Origin of the sequence: Acinetobacter sp. ANC 5378 (assembly GCF_013004315.1) — a bacterium.
GTDB lineage: Bacteria > Pseudomonadota > Gammaproteobacteria > Pseudomonadales > Moraxellaceae > Acinetobacter.
On the sequence record NZ_JABERK010000046.1, the window covers coordinates 38,441 to 49,795 of the forward strand.

At 38.5% G+C, this 11,355-nt stretch carries 11 protein-coding genes; 4 read left to right on the top strand and 7 right to left on the bottom strand.

From position 1 onward, the window contains the following. Nucleotides 1-14: 14 nt before the first annotated feature. Entirely contained in the window at nt 15-1,178 is a 1,164-nt protein-coding gene (locus HLH16_RS10200; RefSeq protein ID WP_171529229.1) for a HEPN/Toprim-associated domain-containing protein, read from the bottom strand. 766 nt (nt 1,179-1,944) lie between these two features. Here HLH16_RS10200 and HLH16_RS10205 point away from each other — a divergent pair. Genes HLH16_RS10205 through HLH16_RS10215 form a run of 3 tightly spaced genes read left to right on the top strand, consistent with a single transcriptional unit; the run spans nt 1,945 to nt 5,228 of the window. Beyond that, nucleotides 1,945-2,385 (top strand): CopG family ribbon-helix-helix protein, encoded by a 441-nt coding sequence (locus HLH16_RS10205; RefSeq protein ID WP_171529230.1) that lies wholly within the window; start codon nt 1,945-1,947, stop codon nt 2,383-2,385. Between the two features lie 12 nt (nt 2,386-2,397). Then, nucleotides 2,398-4,209: an allophanate hydrolase gene (gene atzF / locus HLH16_RS10210; RefSeq protein ID WP_171529231.1), complete on the top strand. Its 1,812-nt coding sequence runs from the start codon at nt 2,398-2,400 to the stop codon at nt 4,207-4,209. Then, on the top strand, nt 4,206-5,228 hold the full coding sequence (locus HLH16_RS10215) for an ABC transporter substrate-binding protein (protein ID WP_171529232.1): 1,023 nt from the start codon (nt 4,206-4,208) through the stop codon (nt 5,226-5,228). Before atzF ends, HLH16_RS10215 begins: the two co-directional genes overlap by 4 nt. Nucleotides 5,229-5,340: 112 nt before the next feature. Here the strand turns inward: HLH16_RS10215 and HLH16_RS10220 are convergent, their stop codons facing one another. The 5 genes from HLH16_RS10220 to HLH16_RS10240 form a co-directional block, all read right to left on the bottom strand. Beyond that, the gene (locus HLH16_RS10220) at nt 5,341-5,670 is read right to left on the bottom strand and encodes a DMT family transporter (RefSeq protein WP_171529233.1); all 330 of its coding nucleotides are present in this window, start codon (nt 5,668-5,670) and stop codon (nt 5,341-5,343) included. Nucleotides 5,671-5,677: 7 nt separating this feature from the next. Beyond that, nucleotides 5,678-6,565 carry a hypothetical protein gene (locus tag HLH16_RS10225; protein WP_171529234.1) on the bottom strand — a complete coding sequence of 296 codons (888 nt, stop codon included), beginning with the start codon at nt 6,563-6,565 and terminating at the stop codon, nt 5,678-5,680. Continuing rightward, nucleotides 6,562-7,569 (bottom strand): isopenicillin N synthase family dioxygenase, encoded by a 1,008-nt coding sequence (locus HLH16_RS10230; protein WP_171529235.1) that lies wholly within the window; start codon nt 7,567-7,569, stop codon nt 6,562-6,564. The genes HLH16_RS10225 and HLH16_RS10230 overlap by 4 nt, the downstream gene beginning before the upstream one ends. Nucleotides 7,570-7,640: 71 nt before the next feature. Continuing rightward, nucleotides 7,641-8,534: an ABC transporter ATP-binding protein gene (locus tag HLH16_RS10235; protein ID WP_171529236.1), complete on the bottom strand. Its 894-nt coding sequence runs from the start codon at nt 8,532-8,534 to the stop codon at nt 7,641-7,643. Continuing rightward, entirely contained in the window at nt 8,534-9,478 is a 945-nt protein-coding gene (locus HLH16_RS10240; RefSeq protein WP_171529237.1) for an ABC transporter permease, read from the bottom strand. Before HLH16_RS10240 ends, HLH16_RS10235 begins: the two co-directional genes overlap by 1 nt. Nucleotides 9,479-9,855: 377 nt before the next feature. Between HLH16_RS10240 and HLH16_RS10245 the strand changes: the two genes are divergently transcribed. Further along, entirely contained in the window at nt 9,856-10,071 is a 216-nt protein-coding gene (locus HLH16_RS10245) for a cold-shock protein (RefSeq protein ID WP_067723482.1), read from the top strand. Between the two features lie 730 nt (nt 10,072-10,801). Here the strand turns inward: HLH16_RS10245 and HLH16_RS10250 are convergent. Next, nucleotides 10,802-11,038 (bottom strand): VF530 family protein, encoded by a 237-nt coding sequence (locus HLH16_RS10250; RefSeq protein ID WP_131287023.1) that lies wholly within the window; start codon nt 11,036-11,038, stop codon nt 10,802-10,804. Nucleotides 11,039-11,355 lie beyond the last annotated feature (317 nt).

An 11,355-nucleotide genomic window follows, 5' to 3' on the forward strand; every position in this document is an offset into this window, starting at 1 on the left:
ACGAAATTGGTTTTTTACTCATCTAATAAATGATTAATAATTTGTGAATCAATATCTTTAATAAAATTAAAAATACATTCAAATGCATTATTTAAATCATCATTAGAAATTGAAATTATTTCATTCGACACGGTTTTTCCATTACGATGAACAATATCGTGTCTATTTTTTATAATTTCATTGAGCTTGGATAGAAAAGACTCATTGAATTGGCAATGCAGAATGTTATGGTAAAGTCCTTTTACAAGGTTAATATTATGAAATGATATTTCATCAATTTCTCTAGAAATTTTTTCGTCTAAGGCATCTAAAAAATCAAAAAGTTCATTTGCATCTAATTTACCGCCTCTATGAAAACTTTTATAACTTTTAACGTATTTTCGTTTGATCGTTTCTCGCTCTAAGACTTGTTTTTTGAATGTATCGAATAAATATGCTTCCATTGCAGATATTGAACTAGATAGGAGCATCTTATTTAATACAGGATTTTTAGCTTCTAAAGTTTGAAGTTTTCTCAAATCATTTATAGATATCTCAAAATTTTCAAAAAAATAAGTTTTATTATTTTCTTGTTGAGCTAAATCTTCAAAGTCTTCAATCCAACCACCTTGATACAGATCAGTTAAGTCAACCTCACAAAATCCCTTAGTATTTTCTAATTCAATTAAAGCTATAGTTAAGCTTTCTAAGTGTTTACATGGAAAAGAACATGATGCACTCGCCATGACGCTAATATCAAAATTAAGAATAATATTAGATAGTGATGAAGCTAATTCATTATTTTTTATATCTGTATCAAGTTGATTTGAGCTAGAGTTTAAAAAATCGGGCAAAAGCCTTAACCATTTATCAAAATCTATATCCATTAATAAATTTAATTGTTCTTTGGATAATTTAAGAATTTCCTCATCTTCGAAATTTGAAGGTACTATTTTTAAATAATCAATCCATTGATTTATGGTTTCATTAAAGTCATTTATAGCAAAATTTTTATCAAATCCCGCAAGATTAAGTCTTCTTTTCAGTGTGTGTAAATCGACCCTATAACCAATAAATTTTATTTCTCCGTTTTTAATGATACGGACTCGGTCATTTTTATGAAAGAACCATTGGTCAAAATGGTTCTTCATATAGAATAATTCGTAATTATTTATAAGGGTCGAAGCATAACTTCCCATAGAAAGTTTTTATCCTTGATTGTTGAATTAATTAATTTTCCTTTATTTTACATATATCAGTTTGTTTTACTACTTAACAGCCAAATACCAACTCCACCATGCACGAATCAACACCCCCAAATTTATTGGTAAATCGCTATGACTACGGCCTAATGTCACACAGCTTGACACAAGACAAGCCACGCTTTGATGCACTAGTGAACCCCAATGGTGCACTGTGGTACATTTTTTAAGCATACTTAAGATAGGTCAATCGCCATCGTTTTGTTTCACTAGGCTTTCGTAGGGCTTTTTATACACCATTACGACTTAATTCACTTAATTTTAAATTTTGGCACGCTTTCTGCTTTTATTTATATACCACCTAAACAGAGGAGAGCAATCCACTTGATCACTCAACTACAATCATCGGTCAACTCATCATGTATAAAAAAAATTACAGTACATGAGCAATAATATGAAATAAGCCGGTGAATTAATCAACTCAGCTTAATTCCAAGCAAGCCCCATCTCAGCGTAGTGGGGCTTTTTTTTTGCCATTTTATCTGAGTTTGTCATCTAAATAATAAAAGCCAAAACTGGCACGCTTTCTGCATTTCCTTGAGTAATACAAAACAAAATTTTGGTAATACCCAAAAAAAGGAGATGTACATGAACGCTGCCAAACAGAAAAAAGTACTGCATCCATGGAAAAAATTTTTAATTGAACTTTTAAGTGCACGTGCCGGTTTATACGTGAAACAGGATCATTCGCGAGGATAGCACTGTGCCAAAACAAAAACTGGCACGTATCAGTATTACTGTGCCTGAACAAACGCTGAATGCGCTCGATCAAAAAATTGTAGAGCAGCACTACGAAAGTCGTTCGCAAGCTATTGTCGACATGATCAATAAATATTTAATTGCCGATCATATCGAACATAACGCGGTGATGGTTGGCACGTTGACTTTACTTTATGACGTGAGCCTAAAACCCTTGCGTACACAACTAATTGACCTGCAACAACAGTTTTTATCTCAAGTCATTAGTTCGCTGCATATTCAGCTCGATGACGAAAAAATTTTACAAGTGATGCTAATGCAGGGTGTTAGTGATGAACTACAGCACATTAGCCAACAATTTATTGCTTTAAAAGGGGTCATCAAAGGGCATTTGGAGATGATGGATGCCGTGATGCCACCCATTCCACAAAATCATGAAAAATAAGGAAGACTGACTATGTCAAAGTTATGGACTATTCAAGATTGGAAAACGGCGTATTTAACGCAAAAGATTCAGCTTAGCGATTTAATTCAGTACATCAAAACATTCAATAACGATGATCATGCCTGGATTGAAATTGCTTCAGCCGCGCATATTCAGGCACAAATTGATGCTTTAAAAGATCAATCTGCACAAGATTTACCACTCTACGGTATTCCATTTGCAGTCAAAGACAATATTGATGTTGCAGGCTTTCATACTACTGCTGCATGTAAAGAAGCGGCTTATTTGGCAACAGCGGATGCCAGTGTGGTCGCTCGCTTAAAAGCAGCTGGTGCCATTGTGGTTGGTAAAACCAATCTTGATCAATTTGCAACCGGTTTGGTCGGCGTACGTTCACCTTTTGGTGCAGTCAAAAATAGCTTTAATCCGGAATATATCAGTGGTGGATCAAGCTCAGGTTCATCGGTTGCCGTGGCGAATGGTCAGGTACCATTTTCTTTAGGCACAGACACTGCAGGTTCCGGTCGTGTTCCGGCAGGACACAATAATATTGTCGGATTAAAACCAACCAAAGGCTGGTTCTCAACAACAGGTTTAATTCCAGCTTGCCGTACCATTGATGTGATTTCAATATTTGCCTTAACAGTCGATGATGCATGGCAAGTTGCTCAAGTCATGCAAGGCTATGACGAAACGGATGAATATTCCCGTCCGCATCCGGCCAATGTACCAACGCAATTCTCTAAAGGCAAAATTGCCATTCCGGCACAACTGGAATTTTATGGCGATGCCGAAAGCCAAAAAGCTTTTGAACTGGCTGTAAAGCGCGTCCAGTCATTGGGTTATGCAGTTGAAGCAATTGATTTTAGTATTTTTAACCAGCTGGCATCTGCACTATATAACAAAGCCTGGGTGGCTGAGCGTACCAGTGCCGTAGAAAAAATGGTGCCACGTGAACAGGCACATCCTGTTATCGCCCAAATCATTGCTCAGGCAGATCAATTTACTGCTGTAGATAGCATGAATGCTGAATATGAACGTGCGCAATTAGCGCGCCAAATTAATTTAGCATTACAGTCTTATGATGCCTTAATAGTTCCAACTGCACCCACGATTTATACCATTAGCGATGTAGAAGCGGATCCTATCGTGAAAAACAGTCACATGGGGGCGTATACCAATTTCGTGAATTTTGCAGATCTTTCTGCATTAGCCTTGCCGAATACTATTCGGGCTGATGGATTACCCAGCGGTGTCACTTTTATTGCTCAGGCATGGATGGATCAGGCCTTGGCGCATTTTGGTCAAATATGGCAACACGCGGCAAATTTACCCCTTGGCACATCAAGTCTGCACTATGAAAAAACGCAAAATATAGCCTCTCAACATTCAGTCAAACTGGCAGTCGTCGGTGCCCATCTTACGGGGATGCCGCTGAATTTTCAGCTCAGCACCCGTGGTGGGACTTTATTACAGAAAACCAAAACGGCATCGAACTACAAACTGTATGCACTGAAAAATACCACACCGCCAAAACCCGGCTTGCAATGCACTGAAAAGGGCGGACAAGCCATTGAAGTTGAAGTCTGGGATATCCCGTTTGCCTTATTTGGACAGATTGTAGCGGAAGTTCCTGCACCACTCGGTATTGGGAATGTGCAACTGGCAGATGGAACTTGGGTGAAAGGTTTTATCTGCGAAGCTTATGCCTTGACGGATGCAACGGATATCAGTCATTTCGGCGGATGGCGTGACTATATTCAATCGATCAAAACGACTAACACAAAATTTAAATGCACTTGTATAGGGGAAGTATCACAATGATCAAAAAGTCTGTCATTTCAGTTGCCGTGCTCAGCACGCTATTTTTTTCCGGCTGTGACAACACCGCAAAGATTCCTGAACCTAAAGCCAAAGCTGAAGGTAGTGTAAATAGCAAACCAATTACCATCGGCTATAGCGACTGGCCGGGTTGGGTGGCTTGGCAAGTGGCGATTGAAAAGGGCTGGTTAAAAGAGGCAGGTGTCAATGCCGATTTCAAATGGTTCGATTACTCGGCATCACTTTCTGCTTTTGCAGCGAATCAATTGGATGCAGTCATGGTCACCAACGGCGATAATCTGGTCACAGGTTCTGGGGGTACCAAAGGCGTGATGATCATGGCAACGGATTATTCTGCGGGAAATGATGTCATCATTGCGAAAAACGGTATTAATTCCATCAATGACTTAAAAGGCAAAACCATTGCCACTGAAAAAGGCTTGGTTGATCACTTGTTATTATCGACCGCTTTAGATGATGCAAAAATTAGCTTAAAGGATGTGAAGCTGGTCAATACCATGACCAATGAATTGCCTCAGGTCTTTGCCACAGGAGATATTGATGCGATTGCGGTTTGGCAGCCGGTGGCAAATCAGGCTTTATCCGCAGTTGCTGGTTCAAAAATTATTTTTACTTCTAAAGACAAACCGGGGCTGATCTACGATACCTTAACGGTCAATCCTTCGCATTTAGAAGCCAATAAAGAGCAATGGAAAAAAATTATCCAGGTATGGGATAAAACCGTTAAATACATTAACGACCCTGCAACGCGCGCGGATGCGGCTGCAATTATGTCTAAACGGGTCGGTGTAGATGCAAAAGTCTATGAACAGTTTATTAATGGCACGCATTTGCTCGATCTAGAAGCAAACAAAAAAGTATTCACCAAGGGAACAGGATTTGATTCAATTTATGGTTCAAGTTATCACGTCAATAAATTCAACGTCAGCAATGGTATTTACACCACGGAAATGAATGTCGACAGCGTGATTGTGCCCACTTTGGTGGAAGAACTGAAATAAGCATGGCATGAAATTCAGCATCCCAAACCATGATTTGGGGTGCTGTAATCTTTAAGTGATTGACCTAAAAAAATCCCCAGAGCGGGGATTTTTTATCATGTGCATATAAAGCTTAGAGTTCTGTACTTTTGGAAAAGACATTAATAATGATAATGCCCACAATCATAAAGGCCAAACCAATGAAAGCAGGAATATCAAGTTGTTGCTTATAAACAAATAAACCCACTGTCGAGATTAAAATAATGCCAGCTCCGGACCAAATGGCATAAGCAATGCCCATCGGAATGGTTTTCATGGTCAATGACAGGAAAAACAAGGCAATGGCATAGCCAATAATCGTGGCGATAGCAGGCCAGAAAATGCTAAATCCATTCGATGCTTTTAAAGCAGAAGTTGCAATGACTTCCGCAATAATCGCAATAGATAAATAAATAAAAGACATAGGCCACCTACAGGGTTAATTTAGCGTGATACAAGAGGTGACTTTCTTCGGACTTTAACCAGTGTTCACTGTCTGGTGTGGTGAGCGTCTGCTTTTGAAACAGGTAATTTGACTGATAGATATCGATGTCAAAAATCAAATCAATTTGACGTCCGTTTAACCCGATACGTTGTTTTAAGGTTGAATCATCGATGATTTCAAAACCGTCAAAATTAAATGGCTGATCGCTTTGCTTAAATGAGGTGGTATAAGATTTCGTGTGACCCTCAGTGCCTATAGATACTTCAAAACTTTCAACATGTTCAATATTATGAGTGTCTAGCCCATCTGCTGTGAGATCCAAATGGCTCACGATGTTTTGTATTTCCGGCAAACGCGTCAGCGTATAGGCCACGTGCTGATCGCAGATAATCAGGCCACCATCCATTTTGAGCTGTTGACCTGTTTGAACATCCACAGCCGTTTTTAATCTTAAGCCTAAATACAGACCTGAATGGACTTGCTGACGCCAGTCTTCAACATACACATTGCTTGGTGAAAACTCTAAAATACAGTTTCCAATGGCATGAAGTTTTGCGGGCTCTGGCCATTGCACATGATTTTGATAATTTGAAGCATCAGCGACCTGCCATGAAAGTAGTGCTTTTTCTGCATCCCAAAGCGTGTTGCCAATCCAGCCTTGACGTTCATGGGCAGGTGTTTCGGTGCGATGTTTTAAACGTAAATCGATGCTGAAACTGCGTGATTGAAACCAATATACAATCGTATTTTCATCTGTCAGTCCATTAAAAAAACTAATACTTTTACGTCTGAATACACCATATAAGTAACAGGGAATCAGACCGGCAGTCGTTTGGCTCTCTGGTATTTTTTGGAGAATTTCAAACAGGTTCATGTGGTTTCCTTCTGTATTTCATTTAAACCGAATGAAGACAGGGGCACCGCATTTTTTAATACCAGTTCACCCGAGGCGATCCGTTGTTTTAAATATTGAAAGGTTTGCGCCGTTTGATTAAATAAATGTTCACCGCCAATCAACGCTGAATATCGAGGTGTATCTGTTTCAACAATAGGCTCAATCACGGTGTCGTAATTGCAGGCACAAAACAGCGGGAAGGAGTAACGCTCTTCGCAGACTTTTTTAACGCGATGTTTGGTGGCAAGATATTTACCATTGGACAAAATTTCCATCATGTCGCTAATATTCATCACCCAGGTATTTTCAATCAGCGGAATATCAACCCATTCGCCTTGTTTATTTAATACCTGTAAACCTGGCGCCGTCGGCAAAAGTAAGGTAAAGCACTCATAATCGGTATGCGCACCAATTCCTGCGGCATCCTTGACCTCAGGATTGTAGGGATAATGAATTAAGCGCAGCTGGCTCGGCACATCAGTGATTTTGGCATCAAAGAAATCTTCATTTACCCCCAGTGCCAAAGCAAAACTGCGGAAAATCTGTTGGCTAATAGCACGTAAATGTTGGTAGTACTGACTCACGATGCGCTTAAATTGGGCATCCTCTGGCCAAAGCGTAGGCCCGAGTAATGGACAGTCGCTTTTTGCACCTTGATAATCATAATTGACGTCGTAGGCTTCCTTTAAATCATAACTCTGGTCAGAGAACTGTTCCTCTCCAATCGGTACATAACCACTATGATTTTTCGATAAGCCAATATAACGCTGCATTTTAAGTTCAATATCTTGCTCAAAATAGGCTTTAGTGACCTGAATTAGATCTTGAACATATTCAAAATTAAACTGTTCACCGGTTACATATAAAAAACCACTGTCTTTACAGGCCTTATCCAAAGCCGCCGCGACCTCAAGTCGATCTGACAATGCAGAACTTTGCAGTTTTGAGATATCAACAAGGGGGAGTACATAGTGCGTTTGCATCGCAATCACCTCAATTGTTGGTCGTCCAACACAGCTTGAAAACCTCTGGGTCGTCCCACAGGCCTTAAGATTTATTTTGTCGTGCTGACTTTGGTCATGCGTGGAATAACCGGTAAATCTTCCAGCGCAGGATCAAGTTCGTCTTCTTGTGCATGTACCAGAAAATCGACCCGTTCGCGTAAGCGTTTAAATTCTGGGGTGAGTAACAGTTCTGGCGAACGCGGACGCGGTAAATCTACTTCGATAATTTCTTTAATTTCACCCGGATTGGCCTTTAACGCCACAATCCGATCAGCCAGTAAAATCGCTTCGTCCATATCATGAGTGACAAAAATAATGGTGATGTCGATGTTTTGCCATAAGTCCATCAAGTGTCGCTGCATTTTTTGTCGTGTATGCGGATCTAGCGCACCAAAAGGTTCATCCATCAGTAAAACCTTTGGTTCATTAACCAATGCACGGGCAATGGCAACACGTTGTTTCATCCCACCCGAAAGCTCATTCGGATAATGGTTTTCATATTTTTCCAAACCAATAATGTTGATCCATTCACGCGCATGAGCTTCTGCTGTCGCATGACTTTGCCCCTTCATTTTTGGGCCAAACATCACATTTTCTTTAACCGTTTTCCATGGAAATAGAGTGTAGCCTTGAAACACCATACCGCGCTCTGGACTCGGGCCATGAATTGGCTGACCATCGACTAAAAGTTCGCCGCTGGTGTAGTCATCAAGTCCAGCCACCACACGGCTAAACGTCGATTTACCACAGCCCGATGGCCCAATCACACAAATAAATTCGCGTTTATGAATTTGTAAATCCAGCTGATTTAAAACGGTGCGCCGTGCTTTGCCTGTGCCAAACACCTGGCTGAGTTTTTTTGCTTCTAAGATGACAGGGCGGGCATAAATACGCTTAAAATATTGCTGTGCATCAAATTGTTCTGGTTTTAATTCTGTTGTCATTATTTTGCTCCCACTTTCCATTTAAACATGCGTTGACCCAATTTCATTAAAATCACATCGCATAACAGCCCAATCACACCAATAATCAAAATCGCCGCATAGACATTGTCGAAATTTTGATAACGCGCTTGTTGAGTAATAAACCAGGTAATCCCTGAAGTCGTACCAATCAGCTCAGACACAATCAGGTAGGTCCACGCCCAACCTAAAAGTACCCGTAAATCCCGGTAGATATCGGGCATCGCTGCCGGAATAACGACATGAAATAAGCTTTTCAGTTTATTGGTGCCGAGGGTGTAGCCCGCTTCAATCAGGCCGCGATCAACCATACGTGTGGTATTGGCAATAATCAGAATTTGTTGAAATAAAGTCCCAATCACAATGATGGCAATTTTTGGTGCATCGTTGATCCCTAAAATGGCAACCGCCAATGCACCAAAGGCAGGTGCAGGCAAATAACGGAAAAATTCAACAAAGGGTTCGGTCAGCTGCGAAATACGTGCTGAAAAACCACATAAAATGCCTAAAGGAATACCAATCAGTGAGGCAATGAAAAAAGCAGTAAAGACAATTTTAATACTGTGCCACAGACTTTGATGGAACCATGGCGCATCCGATTGAACAGGCGCAGTGACAAAGGCCGTCACCAAAGCTTTTGCAACTTCATGCGGTGCAGGTAAATAAATCGGGTTGACCAATTTGCCTTGTGGTGGGGCTAATCCGGCATTCACTGCATTTTGCGCTTCACTATAGAAAGTGTTTTTATTGACACGACTATCGACTTGTAAATATGTCACGCTACCTGAATGGGTAATCTGTACTTGTGGATGCCAAATAAAAGGTAAATAGCTGACCGCACACCAAATCAAAATCGGTATCAGGAAAGAAGACAAGCCGAGTAATAACGTATTCCTTTGACTGAGCTCTTTTGCAACATAACTCATCTATATTTGCCCCAATATTACTATTTTTATAAACTGTAATATTGCTAAGCAAAATAAATGCCAGAATAATGCTTCAATTGATGGGCTATTTTAATTTACTGTTTGATTAAGTAGGGAAGATTAGTTGTCATCAAATTTAATCTCTTATTTATCATCAAAATAAATAATAAATATAAAAAAACTTGAATATTAGTTTAATTCATGTATTATTAACTCAACTAGAAAAAAAGTCTTGTTTCGGTAAATCTTCTTTAAGTATCGCAGTTTTAGTCATAATCCTTCGTTTTTTCAGATTTTAAGTTCCATTCTTTATTATTTTCAAGTTATGAATAGTCAACAAATTGGCTAAAAATTATTAAAAATCAGTAGGATTTATTATGTCTAACTCAAATGTTGTTAAAGGTACTGTTAAGTGGTTTAATGAAACTAAAGGTTTTGGTTTTATTCAACAAGAAAACGGTCCAGATGTTTTTGCTCATTTCAGCGAAATCGCTAGTTCAGGTTTTAAAACCTTAATGGAAGGTCAGCAAGTAGAATTCAGCGTTGCACAAGGTCAAAAAGGCCCAAATGCAGTAAATATCGTTGCTATCTAAAAGATATTAAAATACAAAAATTAGATAAACTAAATGTGATGTAAATTACGAATTATTTTTCTTATTTTGTATGCTAAAAAAGCCGAGAATCTCGGCTTTTTTTATGTCTATATACAATGTAATTCAACTTGTTCGACAGGGCAGTGAAGCTGTCATTTTTAAGTGCCTTCGCTCAATTCAAAGATATCAGTATCGTTTGATCACGATGACATATGATTGAAAAAATCATCTGCAAATTTTAAATCAAATCCGTCTTGATGCTATACGCAGGCTATCAAGTTTCTGCGTAATACTCTTCGGATTCTCATAATGAAGCCAGATCAACAACTAAGTAGTTACTAGCTTATTTGGACAGAATTAAATCCCGAATTTGCCTAAAAATCGTACTAAAATTTAAGTGCGAGTAAGATAAATATGAAGTTGTTCTTAGATGTATCTCATTTAACTTATGTTTACCTAAAGTTTAGTTTATATTTGAAATTATATTTAATTGGCAATAATTTTAATAACTTAGACGATTAAATTACTAGTTTACAAAATTCTAGGTTCATGAACCTAGTTAAACACATATATTTTTCGACTAAAAATGTCTTAAGAATAGACTAAATTTGTCTAGGATAGTGGTGGCAGTCCACCACTAATTAAAAGGTGTCTACAAAATCGGTGGCTATTCAATAAGTGTAGTTTACTATTTGGTATAAAATATTATGCTGAGGCTAGGGTTTGATAGCTAGGATTTCTGTTTGGCTTTTTGGCGTAAGACATACAAATATAAGCTTTCTACTTTTTCACGTGCCCATGGTGTGGTACGTAAGAATCGCAATGATGATTTAACACTTGGATCTATGCAAAAACATCTAATTTCAATTTTACGATTTAAGCCTTCAAAGCCACCGTAGTAATCCAATAATTCATCCAAAATTTCAGCAAGTTTTTTGCCGTGTAAAGGGTCATTGGAGGTGTTCATAATAGATCAACCATATTTCGGGAGGCCATTATTATAACCTGAGCTAGTTAGAAAATGAGAGGGTTGGAATTTAAACGTAATTAACATAGAAAATTACAGCTTATATTCCTATTTACAACAGTGCTGATGAATAAAATATTTCAAATTTGAATTGCACAATATTTAACATAATATACATTATACGAAATATAAGTGTTAGAAACCATTTAAAGTGTCTGTATTCTCACCAATAAAAATGTCTAGTTTATGATGGTTTTTACCATCATGGACTGGATATAAAATATAGATGCTGATCACTATGTCTGATAAAGAAATAC